We start from the raw sequence: 14,563 nt of genomic DNA on the forward strand, positions 1-14,563 counted from the left end.
GCTGTTTTGAACTAACCCTTGGGAGACAGCAGCATGACCAGAATGATCTTTGTAAACCTGCCGGTAGCAGATCTTAAAGCGTCCATGGCGTTTTATACCGCGCTGGGCTTCGAGAACAATCCGCAATTCACCGACGAGACTGCCGCCTGCATGGTGTGGAGTGAGGCCATCCATGTGATGCTGCTGACCCATGACAAGTGGCGGACCTTTACCGCCCGGCCGATTCCGCCTTCCTCTTCCAGTGAAGTGATGCTGGCACTGTCCTTTGACAGTCGTGATGCGGTGGATGCCGTGAATAAGGCCGCTGCGGACAATGGCGGCACGGCAGATATCAACCCGGTTCAGGATCTGGGGTTCATGTATAACCGTAACCTGGCGGACCCGGATGGGCATGTGTGGGAAATGATATGGATGGACATGGCGGCGATAGAGGGCTAGTGCCGGCTCCCCGATTCCTGTCCGAGCTACGAAGCCCCTCTGTAGGAGTTCCCTTCCAGGGGACGAACCGTGCGAAGCACGAAATCGACCGAAGGTCGGTCAGGGACTTCAGGTTTCAACAAACTGAATGAAGGCATGAGGTGAACCTAACCCGTTTCCCTCGCCCAGGCTCGGGTTCGTCCCCTGGAAGGGAATTTATTCGCTTCGCTCACCCTTCAGGCCGCACTTCGTGCGTTACTCCCCTCCGCTACGTTCCTACAGAGATTCGTAGTGGGTTGAAGGCGTGAACCCGGAGTAAAACAAAAACGCCCCGCGATGCGGGGCGTTTTTCGTTTCCGGGTGGCTTACACCTCGAACGCGTCGTTCAGCTTCTTGGCCACCGGGACCAGTTTCAGCTTGGCGAATTGCGGCAGGCCGTCCTTGTAGGGCGGGTAGGACTCGCCGCCAATCAGGGGCGCCAGGTATTCGCGGCCGGACGGAGTGATGCCGAAGCCATCCTTGGTGATGAACTTGCGCGGCATCTTCTTTTCCACGTTGGCCACTTTCTTCAGCGGTGCCTCACCGATGGTCCAGCTGTATTTCTTGGTCTTCTTGCGCTCGATGGTGGGCATCACCGCATTCTTGCCGGCCACGGCGAATTCCACCGCTGCGCGGCCCACGGCGTAGGCCTGCTCCACATCGGTGGCGGAGGCAATGTGACGGGCAGCCCGTTGCAGATAGTCGCTCACCGCCCAGTGGTATTTGTAGCCCAGCTCATCCTTGACCATTTGTGCAATCACCGGGGCCACGCCACCGAGCTGTTTGTGCCCGAAGGCATCGGTGTTACCCGCGTCGGCCAGGAAGGTGCCGTCTTCGTAGCGGGCACCTTCGGACACCACGATCACGCAGTAGCCCACTTTCTGAACAGTGGCTTCCACTTTCTTCATGAAGGCGGCCTTGTCGAAGGCGATTTCCGGGAACAGGATCAGGTGTGGCGCGTCGTCGTTGTCTTCCTTGGCAAGACCTGCAGCAGCAGCGATCCAGCCGGCGTGACGGCCCATCACTTCCATCACGAACACCTTGGTGGAGGTGGCGCACATGCTGGCCACGTCCAGGGCCGCCTCGCGGCAGCTCACGGCGGTGTACTTGGCCACGGAGCCAAAGCCCGGGCTCACATCCGTGAAGGGCAGGTCATTGTCCACGGTCTTGGGCACGTGGATGGCCTGGATCGGGTAACCCATCTTTTCGGACAGCTGGGACACTTTCAGGCAGGTGTCAGCGGAGTCACCGCCACCGTTGTAGAAGAAGTAGCCGATGTTGTGGGCCTTGAACACCTCGATCAGACGCTCGTATTCGCGCTGGGAGGTTTTCAGATCCTTGAGCTTGTAGCGGCAGGAGCCAAACGCGCCGCCGGGGGTATGCTTGAGCGCGTCAATGGCGCTTTTGCTTTCTTTGCTGGTGTCGATCAGCTCTTCGGTGAGGGCGCCGATGATGCCATTACGCCCGGCGTAGACCTTGCCGATCACATCCTTGTTCTCGCGGGCGGCTTCGATCACGCCGGCGGCGGAGGCATTGATGACAGCGGTGACACCGCCAGACTGAGCATAGAAAGCGTTTTTACGCGCCATGAGAGACCCCTTGATTCAATTTGCGTGCATTCTAGCGAAGGAGGCCATGAAACACACCCGGTGTTGTCGGACGATGACAGGAAAAGGGCAGTTGGAAGTTCAACGTTGAATGTTGAACTTCCAACTGCCCCTGATGGTGATTTCCTCCCGGCTCTGGAACAATAGCTCGCCGGAGGATCCATGACTGCATTGATGACATTGTTCTGGCGGCTGGCCATATTTCGCGCCGGCCCCGAAAACGCGCCTTACTCAACGAACCTGCTGGGCCTGGTGTTGCTGGGTTGGTGTGGCCTGCAACTGCTGGTAGGTAGCTTGCAGACAGCCCTGCCGGTGCTGGTGTTGCTGAGCAGCCAGCTCACCTCAATGGCGGTGATCCTGGCGGGGATTTTTGTACTGCTGGGCTTTAAGGGGCTGCAGAGTCGTTGGCTGCAGACGGCCCTGTCGTTGGTCGGTATCGATGTGGTGCTGACCCTGGTGACCCTGCCTTTGCTGGCGATCAATGCGGGCATGGCCCAGTCCCAGGGCTGGATCGAGGGGCTGTATCTGTTGCTGGTGAGCTGGCAACTGGCCGCCCAGAGCTTCGTTTACCATCGGGCCATGAATGTGGGGCCGTTCCTGGGCCTGGGGATCGCCCTGACCCTGCTGGTGGCCGGCTATGCCGCGGTAGTGATGCTGGTGCCGGAAGTGGTGACGGTGACCCGGTAAGCTTCACCTGACAGTCCCTTTGCCGTTAAGGTGCAGGGATTCTTTTGATCGGTTTATTCCCATGCATATCCATATCCTCGGTATCTGTGGCACCTTCATGGGCTCTCTGGCGCAGCTGGCCAAGGCTCAGGGCCATCGTGTTACCGGTAGTGACCAGAACGTCTATCCGCCCATGAGTGACCAACTGGAAGCGGCGGGCATTGCACTGACCCAGGGGTACGACCCGGCGCAACTGGAGCCGGCGCCGGATCTGGTGGTGGTCGGCAATGCCCTGAGTCGGGGCAATCCTGCCGTGGAAGCCGTGCTGGATCGGGGCCTGCCCTATACCTCCGGTGCCCAGTTGCTGGAGGATGTGATCCTGCCCGGGCGCTGGGTGCTGGCGGTGGCCGGTACCCACGGCAAGACCACGACCAGCTCCATGCTGGCCTGGATTCTGGAGCACGCCGGGCTCAATCCCGGTTATCTGATTGGTGGTGTGCCCGGCAATTTCGGGGTCTCTGCCCGACTCGGTGAGACGCCGTTTTTTGTGGTGGAAGCGGATGAATACGACACCGCCTTCTTCGACAAGCGCAGCAAATTCGTTCACTACCGTCCGCGCACCGTCATTCTCAACAATCTGGAATTCGACCACGCGGATATCTTTGCCGATCTGGCCGCTATCCAGACCCAGTTCCACCACCTGATTCGCACCGTGCCTTCCTCCGGGCGGCTCATCCTTCCTCATGGCGAAACCGCCCTGGAGGAGACACTGGAGAAAGGCTGCTGGAGCGAGATTGAACGCTTCGGTGAAAACGACTCCCTGGGCTATCGGCTGGATAACGCGGATGGTTCCGCCTTTACCGTGCTGGAGAACGGTGAGCCAGTGGCACAGGTGCGCTGGGATCAGACTGGCCGGCACAGTGTGAATAACGGCATGGCCGCCTTGCTGGCTGCCCGTCATGTGGGTGTGACGCTGGCGGATGGCGCGGCGGCTTTGTGCGAATTCCAGGGTGTGAAGCGGCGTATGGAATTACGCGGTGAGATTCATGGGGTGCGGGTGTATGACGACTTTGCCCATCACCCCACGGCCATTGCCACCACCCTGGACGGGTTGCGTCGCAAGGTCGGTGACGGAAAGATTCTGGCGGTGATCGAACCCCGCTCCAACACCATGCGCATGGGAAGCCACAAGGAAGCGCTGGCTGCCAGCACCGGGGCGGCGGATGAGGTAATCTGGTACCAGCCGCCGGGACTGGACTGGTCGCTGGACCCGGTGGTGTGTGAATCGCCGGTGCCCGCTTCGGTGAGTAATGATATTGACGACATCATTGCCCGGGTGCTGGCTCGCAAGGGCGAGCCACTGAATGTGGTGGTGATGAGCAACGGCGGCTTTGGCGGTATCCATCAGAAGTTGCTGGAGGCGCTAAAAGCATAAGCTCTTCGCCACATGTTATTCCGGAGGGGTCGTTGGAGCCTTGCTCGCAAGGCGAATTCTCTCAGGGGCCGGGCCCTTCGCTTTGCAAGCAAAGCTCCAACGGTGGCCGGCTTTACGGTTAGCTTGGTGTTCGGCGTGAATCAACACGGGAGGTTGTCATGTTCTGGTCCGTATTCTGGGCATCGGTGCATTACCTCAGCATTCTGATGCTGTTTGCTTTCCTCTACGGGGAACTTCTGTTGTGGCGAACCGGCATCAACGAACGCAACATTCGTACTCTTCTGTGGCTGGATATCGGCTATGGTCTCGCGGCGCTGGTGGTAATGGTGAGCGGGATTGCGCGGGCCGGCTGGACGGAAAAGGGCTGGGATTTTTACCTGTCCAACCCCTGGTTTCATGGCAAGGTCACCCTGTTTGTCCTGATCGGCCTGTTGAGCCTTTACCCCACCAAGGTGTTGCTGGGCTGGCGTAAAGCGGTGAAGGCCGGTCATGTGCCGGAAATTGATGACGCCCTGCAGCGCAATCTGCGTGGTGTGCTGGTGGCGGAACTCCACCTGGTGGTGTTGATGCCCATTCTCGCGGCATTGATGGCCCGTGGTGTAGGAATGGGTGTATGAAAAAACGAATCACACTGGCCTTCACCGGCGCTTCCGGTGCCCCCTACGGATTGCGCCTGCTGCAGTGTCTGCTGGATGCGGATTGCGAGGTCTTCGTCATCCTGTCCAAGGCGGCGCGGGTGGTGATCGGCATGGAAACCAAGCTGAAACTGCCGGCCGGCACCGGCGCGGCAGAGCAAGCCCTGCGCGACTGGGTGCAGACAGACCGTGGCAACCTGGTGGTCTGCGGGCTGGAACAGTGGACCGCACCGGTTGCATCTGGCAGTGGTGCGCCTGCCGCCATGGTGGTGTGCCCGTGCTCCACCGGGACCCTCTCCGCCATTGCCTGCGGGGCCAGCGATAACCTGATCGAACGGGCCGCCGATGTGGCCATCAAGGAGGGGCGCAAGCTGATCCTGGTACCCCGGGAAGCGCCTTTTTCCCCTCTCCACCTGGAAAACATGCTGAAGCTGTCTCGCCTGGGTGTGACCATCATGCCGGCTGCCCCCGGTTTCTATCATCAACCGGAGACGGTGCAGGACCTGGTGGATTTCATCGTCGCCCGGTTACTGGATCATCTGGGGGTAGAACAGACGCTGGTGAAGCGCTGGGGGGAGTAACCCTCCAAATCCGTTGTAGGAGCGTCGCTGGCGGCGCGATAACTCAACCCCTGAATCGAGTTTCGAAGACCTGGATTGAGCTGTTGAAGGTCTTGCCTTTCGAACCTCGCTCCTCGTAACTCGCAACAGTTTTGTTCGCGCCGCCAGCGACGCTCCTACAGGACCTTTACGGTCAATGCACCAGAAGGTGCCCCACCAGCCCCAACGCAAACCCGGCCACTGCCCCCTGGGCTGGCGCCCAATGCTTTTTCAGGGGCACCTGCGGGGCAATGTCCTGGAACACCAGGTAGAGAATCCCGCCACTGGCAAACAGCATGATGCCCCCCAGCACCAGTGGGCTGTCCACCAGCACCAGGAAGCCCAGGGCGGCGCTGACGGGGCCGAGCAGTGCCAGGGTGGTGAAGGCCAGAATGATCTTGCGGGAGGAGAGGGTATTGCCGTCGCTGTTGCGGATTTCCCGATAGGCGTTGAAGCCTTCCGGGAGATTCTGCATGCCGATCAGGAACGCCAACAGGTAGGCCTGGCCTCCTCCCACTGCCAGTGCCGCCCCCAGGGCGATGGCTTCGGGCACAAAATCCAGCAACATGGCCAGTAGTTGTGACATGGCACCGCCATGGGCAGCCAGTGCCCGGTCCACCACCATAAAGGCAATGCCGCCGCCAACGAACAGCAGGGTGGCAGAGAGCGGGTTATGGTGTTGGGCCCCTTCCGGGACCAGCACCAGGGCCACGGCGGCCAGCAAGGCGCCACCACCGAAGGCAATGACTGTATGGCGGACCTCCTGTTCCAGCCAGCCCCGTGCGATGTGCTGTTTAACACCGATCAGGGCACCGGCGGCCATGCTCAGGCCTGCGGCCAGGCTGAGCAGTAATGCAAGATAAAGTGGGCTCATGGATCATCCTTGAAGGTGAAACGCCTGTTAGCGAGAGACCTTAAAGTCTGACTGGTGGACGATCAACTGTTACTGAGGCTGTAGTCCACCGGCGCGATGACTTCCACGGGAATCTGTTTCAGATCCTTGGGGGGAGCATCAAAGCGAAGGCGGGAAACCAGCTCCAGGGTCGCCCGGTCCAGAATCCGGCTGCCGGAGCTCTCCACGACCGCCACCTGTTCTGCCCGACCGGAGGCGTTGATCATGAACGAGACCTTCACGGTACCCTGTTGGCGACGCATGCGGGCGCGGTGCGGGTACTGTTTGTTGTAGTCGATGGTATCGCGCACCTTGGCCAGGTATTTGTTCAGGGCGTTTTCCGTGTCGCCGGATTGATGCACCCCTTCACCCGGGTCCCCGGCCATGCCTTTGGCGCCCACTTGTTGGGGCTGGCTGGCGGCCTGCTCGCTATCGTTTTTTTCCCGGGTTTCCTGCTCCGTTTTCTTCTCTTTCTTGGCCACAACCGGTTCCGGGGTGGGTTCCGGTTTGGGTTCCGGCTTGGGCTTGGCCACGGGCTTGGGTTTTGGTTTTACCTTGGGCTTGGGTTTTGGCTCGGGCTCGGGCTCGGGCTTGGGCGTCGGCGCTGGCGCCGCGTTGGCCGGCGCGGGTGGGGCGGCGGGTTTTTCCGCTGGCGGCGCAAGGCTGACCACCATTTCCGTGACACCGGGCTTGGCCGGCCGTCCGCCGGCCAGGGTAAGGGCTCCGACGGTAACCAGGACGCTGGCGTGAATCAGGGCGGAGATGACCCAGGCGAAAAGAGTGCGGGATTTCATTGCCCCTCCCCGTCATTGCGGGTCACCAGGCGCACTTGCTCTACGCCCAGTTCCTGCAGGGTTTCCAGTCTTTCCCGCAGGGTCGTCATGGTGACGCCGGCATCTGCCAGCAGACGGACTTCCGCCCCTTCCGGGCGTTCTTTCAGATGCTCTTGCAGTGTGGTCTCGGTGAGCGCCGTGTCATTGACCTCGGTGAACCACTGGCCGTCCTTCTGCAATACCAGCAACAATTTGTCCCGGGCTTCCGGTCCATTGGCGCTCTGGCTCAGAGGGGTATCCACGGATACGGTGGGGCTCTTGGCCAGCTGGCCGGCCAGCATGAAGAAGATCAACAGCAGAAATACCACATTGATCAGTGGCAACACCGGTTCCAGTGGGGGGCGGCGGGAAGAGGTTTCCATGATCATCATGGCAACAGCTCCAGTTGTACGTCCTTTACGCCGGCGGCCTTGATCGCATCCACGGCGGCCAGGGCTTGCTGCAAGGTGGCATCCGCACTGACGGTGACCCAGACCTTGGTTTTCTGGGTGTCGAGCCGATCCGCCACGGCGTCAGGGGTGAAACTGACGCCGTTCAGATTCAGGTCGCCGTCGGCCTCCACTTCGATCACCAGCCACTTGTCATCAGGTTTATTCATGCTTTCAGCGGGCTGCACGTTGACGGGCAGGTCGTAGAACTGCCCGAAACGGGTCGCCAGCATAAAGAACACCAGCAGAATAAATACTACATCAATCAGCGGTGTGAGGCTGATAAAGGGCGTACGGTGACGCTCTGGTTCAATATGCATGCGCCACCGACGGGTCGCGGTCCTCTTCCAGGGGCTCGGATTCCGCGTGATTGTTGCGAAGGACCTTCAGACGGGACAAGCGGTCCTGCATTTTTTCCCGGCACAGTTCCAGGCTGCGGTCCGCCCAGTGAAAGGCAGCCAGCGTGGGGATCGCAACGGTCAGGCCGGCGGCGGTGGTCAGCAAGGCTTCCCAGATACCGCCTGAGAGGATGGACGGGTCCACCTGGGCGCCAGCCGTCTCCAGGGCCTGAAACGCGCCGATCATGCCAAATACGGTACCCAGCAGGCCGAGAAGGGGTGCCACGGCGCTGATCACTTCCAGAATGCGCAGGCCGCCGCGCAGATTATCCAGGGAGGTGCGCGCCAGGCGCAGGCTTTCTTCCTGCCAGGCCGCTTCTTCCAGTTTGCTGTTCTGCCAGCATTGCCATACCACCTGATCAATCGGGCTGGTCAGTTTCCCGGGCTTGGCGGGCTGCTGGCCCCGGGTCAGGGCGTCCAGCAGACGGTCTGCCTGACGGGCGCTGCCCGGGCGAACGCGGGCGAACTGCAGAATCTTGGAGATCAGGGTGGCCAGGGCGATCACGGACAACAACGCCAGAACCCACATGGTGGCGCCGCCACTGACAAACCAGTCAGGCAGTTGCAGGGAAATCGGGGGCATGGAAAAACTCCTGCTACGGGCGAATCCAACGGGCCCGGTTAGTAGTACAAAAAGCATGCATACTGGCATGCGGTTGTGACATCCCGGTGACTGAGCAACAAACCGGGGAACACGGATTCGAGACGGTCAGCGCGAAGGCTCGAATTAGGGGTCGCAATAATAGGTTCGCAGGCACCTGAATGCAAGTCATTCCTATTTGCGGGCCATTCACGGTACTGCATCGCAGTGTTGCTCAACGAGGGGGTTCTGCCGATGGGGAAGCGGTGGACAGCCACAGAAAGAGGGCGTCTGGGAGGGTAAGGCTGGTGGCCGCCCCCGTAAGCGCTTTGCGGTCTTTCGGGGGGAGGCATCCAGTCAGAATGGCGCCGTGGGGCGCCCGGCAGAGTTATTTGAGCAACAAGCGGTAATTCATATTGGATTCGATGCGGTTACCGTCCTGATCCAGTTGTTCAATGGCGTTGACGGCATCCTTGATATAACGGCGGTCGGCATCGGGATCATCGGGGTTGATGGTGTAGATGTCGTATTGCATGTTGCCCTGCAGGCGCTTTTCCGCCTCCCAGTTACCGCGCTCTGACGCGCTCAACTCCACTTTGGAACCGCTCAGGTATTCCTCGCGCAGTTCAAAGCGAGTGGGATTGTCGTACTGATCTCGGTAAAGCGTCAGAGTGGTGCGAATGCCGGAACAGTCAGCGCAGGGCAGCATGCCGCTGTATGTCAGCTTCTGGGCGGTAGGGTTGACCGGTTCTTCCGGTGGCTTGCTCTGGCAGCCGGTAACGAGAATGGCACTGCCCAGCACGGCGGCGGCGAGGTAGGTTTTCATCTTGGTACTCCCTGACAACTCCTTTAAAGATACCCCTTTGAAAAGTGTTTTTGTGTTTGGTTCGCCGTTTTAACAGTTTTTGATAATTTCATGGCGCGTTTGCGCACTGCTCAGTAGACAGGAGGGAGTCTCGGAGGGCTCGGCAGACAGGGCCTGGTGCGCATCAATCTTGCGGAAAACCCATTGCATGATGGCCAGAAAGAAAGCGAACACGATCAGAAAATAGAACAGAATCATGCAGCACCTACCCGGTTATTGTTGTGCAGACAGGCTAGAACCGGACGGGGGAGGTCACCAGCAACACTTTGTTATCAGTTGTTGGTTTACTGTTATCGGGGTTCCGGGCGGGCATGAAAAATGACGGAAACCGGCAGTGTCTGCTGCGGGTCCAGAGGTTCCTCCAGAGAGACTCGATAGCCCTGACTGTGGAGCAGCGCCAGCCAACTCTGCAACGTGCGGAAATACCAGGGCGGAGCATCACCGAAATCAACGCAATCGGCTGGCCAGCGGGTTTCACGCCAGCCATCGCAATAGTGTCCTTCGCAGGTCATCAGCGGGTGCAGGGTCTGTATCAGCAGCAAGCCTCCGGGGGAGAGCCGGCGGTGCAGCACAGCCAGTAACTGTTGTACGGATTGCTCGCCAAACAGGGAAAAATTGCACACGGCCAGATCAAAGGAGTCGGTGAGGTTCTGCGCCAGTTCACTGAAGGCCAGACAGCGGTAGTCCCCCTGTTGGTGTTGCTGGCGGGCAGCCTCCACCAGGGCCGGGATGGCATCGATGCCGGTGGTGTGAATGCCCCGGGCAGCCAGGCGGCGACATAACCAGCCCTCGCCACATCCCACATCCAGCACCCGGCTCGGCTGGTGAGCGAGGATGGCCCGTTCGATGGCCGGGTCGCTGATGCGCCGGCTGGCCAGCCCCTGCTGTTGTATCAGGCGGGTCCAGGGGGCGGCATTATCCTGCCAGCTGGCAAGGATGCGTTGCTCCGGTGTCATGTGGTCAGCGCATGGGGGTTAGTGGGCCCGCCCGTTCCACGGCTCGCTGGTACGCCGGACGTGCTTCCATCTGCTGCAGGAAGCGCTGGATTGCCGGCAACCGGCTCAGATCGGCGCGGGCAGAGGCGGCCTGCAACGGAAAGCTCATGATGATATCCGCTGCGCTGAGCGTCTCGCCAGCAAACCAGTTATGGTCGGCCAGGTGAGACTCAATGACAGCCAGCTGGGTTTCCAGTTGCGGGTCAATAAAGGTGCCAATCACCTTGCCGCTGATGCCCTTGGCAACCGGACGGACAATAAAGGGCATGGGGGATTTGGGAATACGGCTGAATACCAGCTTCATCACCAGCAGGGGCATCAGGGAGCCTTCTGCGTAGTGGAGCCAGTAACGCTCTTGCACCCAGCGTGGATCGTCGGTGCGGATTTTCCAGCTGTCGTTGCCGTGTCGCTGGATCAAATATTCAATAATGGCGCCGGACTCTGCCACGGTGATGTCGCCATCGGTGATTACCGGGGATTTCCCCAATGGGTGCACCTGCTTGAGTTCCGCCGGGGCCAGCATGGTTTTGCTGTCGCGGGCATAGTGGCGAATCTCGTAGTCCAGGCCCAGTTCTTCCAGCAGCCAGACGATGCGCAGGGAACGGGAGTTTTCCAGGTGGTGAAGGGTGATCATGGGCTGTCTCGCTAATCCGGTGTTGCCCGGCAGCATAGCAGAGTTATGCGCCATTCACGTGCGACACCCTGCACACCTGTGATCGGTGAGGGGGGGAGCATGCAACAAAGGCATAACCCCCCGGACTTCAGTGTCTGGCGGTATCAATACTGGGAGGGCGAGCCGCCAGATGAACCTGCTTGATCACCGAGTCGAGAATGGTTTCGGTGCGCCAGGCCTGATGGTGGTTAACCATGGCAACCACCGCCCAGGTGGTGTTGTTTTCATCCCGGGTGAAGCCAGCGATGGAACGTACGTTTTTCAGTGAGCCCGTCTTGATATGGCCGAGGCCGGCCATGCCGGCCTTGCCAAGCCGCCGGCGCATGGTGCCGTCCATGGCAATCAGCGGCAGGGACGCGATCAACTCAGCCGCAAAACGGCTTTCCCAGGCTTGTTGCAACAGGCTGGCCATCTGCCGGGCGGAGATCCGTTCAAGGCGCGATAGGCCGGAGCCGTTTTCAAACACCATGCCCTTGCTGTCGATGCCCTTGGTGGCCAGCCATTCGCGGATGGTTCTTTCCGCCGCTGCCAGGTCGTCCCGGTCTCCAGGTTGACGGAATTTGGCGCCCAGGCTGAGGAACAGCTGGCGGACCATCACGTTATTGCTCCACTTGTTGATGTCACGAACCATGGTGACCAGGTCTCGCGAGGAAGTGGTGGCGAGCAGTTCGATGCTGGCATCACGGGGGCGAAGCCCTTGACGTATCTGACCGGTGAGAGTGCCGCCCAGTTGCTGCCACAGGCCGGTGATCAGGGCGCCGGTGTAGTCGCCCTGGTCCATGACGGACAGGTAGCTGCTGGTGGAGCACCCTTTGGGCAGCACGCCGGTAACAGTGATGCGGGTGTGGCCATTTTCGGTCAGGGTCGGTTGGTAATCGAACTGGTAGCGTCGCGGGCACTGGCCGTAATCCTTGAAGACCATCCGGTTATCGATCTCTACCCCATTGAGGGTGGGTTCGGTCCAGGTATGGATGCCTCTCTCGTCAGCGCGGGAACGAATGCGCAACACATTCAGGTTGGTAAGCAAGGCGTGGGGTTCAACCAGGAAGGGCGCATTGGGGTTGTCGCCGTCATCATCAAAGTCAGGAATACCGTTGGGCAGATTGAAGGCGCTGGCGTCAAGCACCAGGTCACCCTGGATATGGTCAATGCCCATGGCGCTCAGCTCGCGCATCAACAGCCAGAGTCGCTCTTCGGTCAGTTTCGGGTCGCCACTGCCAGCAAAGTAGAGGTTGCCCTGCAAGGTGTTGCCACTGATCTTGCCGTCGGTGTACAGCCGGGTATGCCACTGATAGGTGGGACCGAGCAGCTCCAGGGCCGCATAGGTGGTGACCACTTTCATGATGGAGCCGGGATTGAAGGGGGTATCCGCATTCAGAAAGCGGGCATCACCAGGGCCGTTCAGGGGAATGGCGGTGACCGCCAGGTGCTCGTCGGCCAGCTGCAGATTCTTGGCAGCCTCCAGTACCGGAGCGAGAAGCGGGGTGGGTGAACCGGCATGGGCGGGAATGGCGCCCAGCATGCTCAACAGGGTCAGGCATGAAAGTGCTGACAGCAATCGTAAAAAGCGTGCCTTGACGGCAACCGGGTGAGACATGAGCAGACCTGGCCAGATAGTGGCGGAAAGTAGAACGGCACAAGAAAATAACTGGCCCTAGCGTAAACCAAAGCCGGGGCCGGGTCAGCGGGGGGAATCGCGATGAAATGTAAATTCATCGCGACTCCTGCGCTGGAGCGGGGCGGCATCAGGCGGGTTTGTGGATTCCCACATCAATGCCTTTGTGTTGCAGGTCTGCGTGATAGGAGCTGCGCACCATAGGACCTGATGCCACAGAGCGGAAGCCCAGCTCCTCCGCCACACGGGCATATTCGCGGAATTCGTCCGGGTGAACGAAACGGGCCACCGGCGCGTGGTGTTTGCTGGGCTGCAGGTACTGACCAATGGTCAGCATGTCCACATCGTGGGCGCGCAGGTCCTTGATGGTGTTGATCACCTGTTCGAAGGTTTCACCCAGGCCCACCATGATGCCGCTCTTGGTGCTCACGTCCGGGCGGCGTGCCTTGTAGCGCTGCAGCAGGTCCAGTGAATGCTGGTAACGCGCGCCGGGGCGGATGTGCTTGTACAGCTCCGGGACCGTTTCGATGTTGTGGTTGAACACATCTGGCGCCGTGTCCACCAGAATATCCACGGCGGTATCCAGGCAAGGGCGGAAGTCGGGGGTGAGGATTTCAATCTTGGTCTGCGGCGTGCGTGCGCGAACCTGGCGGATGCATTCGGCAAAATGCTCGGCGCCCCCATCGGCCAGATCGTCCCGGTCCACGGAGGTGATCACCACATACTTGAGCCCCAGATTCTCCACGGATTCGGCCAGATGCAGGGGCTCTTCCGGGTCCAGGGCGTTGGGGCGGCCAAAGCCCACATCACAGAAGGCGCAACGTCGGGTGCAGATGTCGCCCATGATCATGAAGGTGGCGGTGCCGCCGCCGAAACATTCCGGCAGATTGGGACAGGCGGCTTCCTCGCAGACGGTATGCAGCTTCTGCTCGCGGAGCATGGACTTGATGCGCTGGATCTCGCCGTTGGCGGGGACGCGCACACGGATCCAGTCCGGCTTCCGCTGGTAGCCGGTCTCTTCATTGACCATGGGAATGGTGCGTACCTTGTCTGCACCACGCAGCTTGTCGCCGATCTGAACCTTGCGCTTGGCCTGTGCCTGCTCGCTCATGGGGTGTCCGTTACTGTCAGGGTGCCGGGCTGTGGGCCGGCGAAAATTCGGAAACGTCATTGTACCAGTCTGGCAAGGGGGCTGTCCGTGGCGCCAGCCCCAGACGTTTGGCTAATAACGTCACCAGCTGTTGCTCCATGGTGTGGCGATCCAGCACTACGCCCTGCTGGCTAAGGGTGGTCATGGGCTGGCCAACATGGCCGCAGGGGTTGATGCGCTGCCAGGGAGACAGGTCCATGTCGCGGTTGATGGCCAGGCCGTGATAACTGGCGCCCCGGCGGATGCGCAACCCCAGTGAGGCAATCTTGGCGCCTTGCACATAGACACCGGGAGCGTCGTCACGGTTGGCCGCGTCGATGCCGTGGCTGGCCAGAAAATCGATGATGCCCTGCTCAATGGCACTGACCAGCCCCCGGCTGCCGAGCCCCAGGCGTTTAATGTCCAGCATCAGGTAGATCACCGTCTGCCCGGGGCCGTGGTAAGTCACCTGCCCGCCCCGGTCGCTGTTGACCACCGGGATCTCGCCGGCATTGAGCACATGTTCCGGTTTGCCGGCCTGACCCAGGGTGAACACCGGTGGGTGTTCCAGCACCCAGAGCTCGTCGGCAGTGTCGGCGGTACGGCCATCGGTAAGCGTGCGCATGGCCTGCCAGCAGGGGGTGTAATCCACCCGGGGGAGATAGCGAATCAAGGCATCGTTCATGGGGGAAGTATAAAGGCAGCGACAAGCTACAAGCTACAAGCTACAAGCTACAAGCTACAAGCTACAAGCTAC

18 protein-coding genes are annotated in these 14,563 nt (G+C 60.3%); 5 read left to right on the forward strand and 13 right to left on the reverse strand.

All coding sequences use genetic code 11. The annotated features are described in order from the left end of the window. Positions 1–33 precede the first annotated feature (33 nt). Positions 34–438: a VOC family protein gene (locus C4S63_RS10795; RefSeq protein ID WP_103917556.1), complete on the forward strand. Its 405-nt coding sequence runs from the start codon at positions 34–36 to the stop codon at positions 436–438. Between the two features lie 344 nt (positions 439–782). On the opposite strand, the gene C4S63_RS10800 is transcribed toward C4S63_RS10795, so the two are convergent. Then, positions 783–2,045 (reverse strand): 6-phosphofructokinase, encoded by a 1,263-nt coding sequence (locus C4S63_RS10800; protein ID WP_063508309.1) that lies wholly within the window; start codon positions 2,043–2,045, stop codon positions 783–785. Positions 2,046–2,225: 180 nt separating this feature from the next. Between C4S63_RS10800 and C4S63_RS10805 the strand changes: the two genes are divergently transcribed. From C4S63_RS10805 to C4S63_RS10820, 4 genes are all read left to right on the forward strand, one after another. Continuing rightward, complete coding sequence (locus C4S63_RS10805) at positions 2,226–2,750, forward strand: hypothetical protein (RefSeq protein ID WP_063508310.1); 525 nt, start codon at positions 2,226–2,228, stop codon at positions 2,748–2,750. A 61-nt stretch (positions 2,751–2,811) separates the two neighbouring features. After that, a complete protein-coding gene (mpl, locus tag C4S63_RS10810; RefSeq protein ID WP_103917557.1) occupies positions 2,812–4,164 on the forward strand; it encodes a UDP-N-acetylmuramate:L-alanyl-gamma-D-glutamyl-meso-diaminopimelate ligase in 1,353 nt (450 codons plus the stop codon). Positions 4,165–4,322: 158 nt separating this feature from the next. Beyond that, a complete protein-coding gene (locus C4S63_RS10815) occupies positions 4,323–4,781 on the forward strand; it encodes a DUF2214 family protein (protein ID WP_103917558.1) in 459 nt (152 codons plus the stop codon). Next, positions 4,778–5,380, forward strand: coding sequence for a flavin prenyltransferase UbiX (locus C4S63_RS10820; protein WP_103917559.1), 603 nt, complete (start codon positions 4,778–4,780; stop codon positions 5,378–5,380). Before C4S63_RS10815 ends, C4S63_RS10820 begins: the two co-directional genes overlap by 4 nt. A gap of 172 nt (positions 5,381–5,552) precedes the next feature. On the opposite strand, the gene C4S63_RS10825 is transcribed toward C4S63_RS10820, so the two are convergent. From C4S63_RS10825 to lipB, 12 genes are all read right to left on the reverse strand, one after another. Then, complete coding sequence (locus tag C4S63_RS10825; RefSeq protein ID WP_063508312.1) at positions 5,553–6,272, reverse strand: ZIP family metal transporter; 720 nt, start codon at positions 6,270–6,272, stop codon at positions 5,553–5,555. Positions 6,273–6,334: 62 nt separating this feature from the next. Beyond that, positions 6,335–7,084 carry an energy transducer TonB gene (locus C4S63_RS10830; RefSeq protein WP_103917560.1) on the reverse strand — a complete coding sequence of 250 codons (750 nt, stop codon included), beginning with the start codon at positions 7,082–7,084 and terminating at the stop codon, positions 6,335–6,337. Continuing rightward, entirely contained in the window at positions 7,081–7,494 is a 414-nt protein-coding gene (locus tag C4S63_RS10835) for a biopolymer transporter ExbD (protein WP_103917561.1), read from the reverse strand. Before C4S63_RS10835 ends, C4S63_RS10830 begins: the two co-directional genes overlap by 4 nt. Beyond that, positions 7,491–7,871 carry a biopolymer transporter ExbD gene (locus C4S63_RS10840; RefSeq protein ID WP_062815953.1) on the reverse strand — a complete coding sequence of 127 codons (381 nt, stop codon included), beginning with the start codon at positions 7,869–7,871 and terminating at the stop codon, positions 7,491–7,493. Before C4S63_RS10840 ends, C4S63_RS10835 begins: the two co-directional genes overlap by 4 nt. Next, complete coding sequence (locus tag C4S63_RS10845) at positions 7,861–8,532, reverse strand: MotA/TolQ/ExbB proton channel family protein (RefSeq protein WP_103917562.1); 672 nt, start codon at positions 8,530–8,532, stop codon at positions 7,861–7,863. The genes C4S63_RS10840 and C4S63_RS10845 overlap by 11 nt, the downstream gene beginning before the upstream one ends. A 385-nt stretch (positions 8,533–8,917) precedes the next feature. Further along, positions 8,918–9,355 carry a copper resistance protein NlpE gene (locus C4S63_RS10850; RefSeq protein ID WP_062815955.1) on the reverse strand — a complete coding sequence of 146 codons (438 nt, stop codon included), beginning with the start codon at positions 9,353–9,355 and terminating at the stop codon, positions 8,918–8,920. A gap of 69 nt (positions 9,356–9,424) precedes the next feature. Continuing rightward, on the reverse strand, positions 9,425–9,592 hold the full coding sequence (locus C4S63_RS17380) for a hypothetical protein (protein ID WP_156478249.1): 168 nt from the start codon (positions 9,590–9,592) through the stop codon (positions 9,425–9,427). Positions 9,593–9,684: 92 nt separating this feature from the next. Continuing rightward, positions 9,685–10,350 (reverse strand): bifunctional 2-polyprenyl-6-hydroxyphenol methylase/3-demethylubiquinol 3-O-methyltransferase UbiG, encoded by a 666-nt coding sequence (locus tag C4S63_RS10855; RefSeq protein ID WP_062815956.1) that lies wholly within the window; start codon positions 10,348–10,350, stop codon positions 9,685–9,687. 4 nt (positions 10,351–10,354) lie between these two features. Next, the gene (locus tag C4S63_RS10860) at positions 10,355–11,023 is read right to left on the reverse strand and encodes a glutathione S-transferase (protein ID WP_103917563.1); all 669 of its coding nucleotides are present in this window, start codon (positions 11,021–11,023) and stop codon (positions 10,355–10,357) included. Between the two features lie 127 nt (positions 11,024–11,150). Then, positions 11,151–12,659: a D-alanyl-D-alanine carboxypeptidase/D-alanyl-D-alanine-endopeptidase gene (gene dacB / locus C4S63_RS10865; protein WP_103917564.1), complete on the reverse strand. Its 1,509-nt coding sequence runs from the start codon at positions 12,657–12,659 to the stop codon at positions 11,151–11,153. 148 nt (positions 12,660–12,807) lie between these two features. Next, the gene (gene lipA, locus C4S63_RS10870) at positions 12,808–13,788 is read right to left on the reverse strand and encodes a lipoyl synthase (RefSeq protein WP_103917565.1); all 981 of its coding nucleotides are present in this window, start codon (positions 13,786–13,788) and stop codon (positions 12,808–12,810) included. Between the two features lie 16 nt (positions 13,789–13,804). Next, on the reverse strand, positions 13,805–14,491 hold the full coding sequence (gene lipB, locus C4S63_RS10875) for a lipoyl(octanoyl) transferase LipB (RefSeq protein WP_062815960.1): 687 nt from the start codon (positions 14,489–14,491) through the stop codon (positions 13,805–13,807). Positions 14,492–14,563 lie beyond the last annotated feature (72 nt).

It is taken from the genome of Alcanivorax sp. DSM 26293 (genome assembly GCF_900107995.1).
In the GTDB taxonomy this organism is placed as follows: domain Bacteria; phylum Pseudomonadota; class Gammaproteobacteria; order Pseudomonadales; family Alcanivoracaceae; genus Alcanivorax.

Bases quoted from the DNA above. Each gene is read 5' to 3' on its own strand.
- mpl (WP_103917557.1), top strand. From the start codon at position 2,812: ATGCATATCCATATCCTCGGTATCTGTGGCACCTTCATGGGCTCTCTG.
- C4S63_RS10800 (WP_063508309.1), bottom strand. From the start codon at position 2,045: ATGGCGCGTAAAAACGCTTTCTATGCTCAGTCTGGCGGTGTCACCGCT.
- C4S63_RS10860 (WP_103917563.1), bottom strand. From the start codon at position 11,023: ATGATCACCCTTCACCACCTGGAAAACTCCCGTTCCCTGCGCATCGTC.
- C4S63_RS17380 (WP_156478249.1), bottom strand. From the start codon at position 9,592: ATGATTCTGTTCTATTTTCTGATCGTGTTCGCTTTCTTTCTGGCCATC.
- C4S63_RS10820 (WP_103917559.1), top strand. From the start codon at position 4,778: ATGAAAAAACGAATCACACTGGCCTTCACCGGCGCTTCCGGTGCCCCC.
- C4S63_RS10845 (WP_103917562.1), bottom strand. From the start codon at position 8,532: ATGCCCCCGATTTCCCTGCAACTGCCTGACTGGTTTGTCAGTGGCGGC.
- C4S63_RS10850 (WP_062815955.1), bottom strand. From the start codon at position 9,355: ATGAAAACCTACCTCGCCGCCGCCGTGCTGGGCAGTGCCATTCTCGTT.
- C4S63_RS10815 (WP_103917558.1), top strand. From the start codon at position 4,323: ATGTTCTGGTCCGTATTCTGGGCATCGGTGCATTACCTCAGCATTCTG.
- C4S63_RS10805 (WP_063508310.1), top strand. From the start codon at position 2,226: ATGACTGCATTGATGACATTGTTCTGGCGGCTGGCCATATTTCGCGCC.
- lipB (WP_062815960.1), bottom strand. From the start codon at position 14,491: ATGAACGATGCCTTGATTCGCTATCTCCCCCGGGTGGATTACACCCCC.
- lipA (WP_103917565.1), bottom strand. From the start codon at position 13,788: ATGAGCGAGCAGGCACAGGCCAAGCGCAAGGTTCAGATCGGCGACAAG.
- C4S63_RS10855 (WP_062815956.1), bottom strand. From the start codon at position 10,350: ATGACACCGGAGCAACGCATCCTTGCCAGCTGGCAGGATAATGCCGCC.
- C4S63_RS10840 (WP_062815953.1), bottom strand. From the start codon at position 7,871: ATGCATATTGAACCAGAGCGTCACCGTACGCCCTTTATCAGCCTCACA.
- C4S63_RS10825 (WP_063508312.1), bottom strand. From the start codon at position 6,272: ATGAGCCCACTTTATCTTGCATTACTGCTCAGCCTGGCCGCAGGCCTG.
- C4S63_RS10795 (WP_103917556.1), top strand. From the start codon at position 34: ATGACCAGAATGATCTTTGTAAACCTGCCGGTAGCAGATCTTAAAGCG.
- dacB (WP_103917564.1), bottom strand. From the start codon at position 12,659: ATGTCTCACCCGGTTGCCGTCAAGGCACGCTTTTTACGATTGCTGTCA.
- C4S63_RS10830 (WP_103917560.1), bottom strand. From the start codon at position 7,084: ATGAAATCCCGCACTCTTTTCGCCTGGGTCATCTCCGCCCTGATTCAC.
- C4S63_RS10835 (WP_103917561.1), bottom strand. From the start codon at position 7,494: ATGATGATCATGGAAACCTCTTCCCGCCGCCCCCCACTGGAACCGGTG.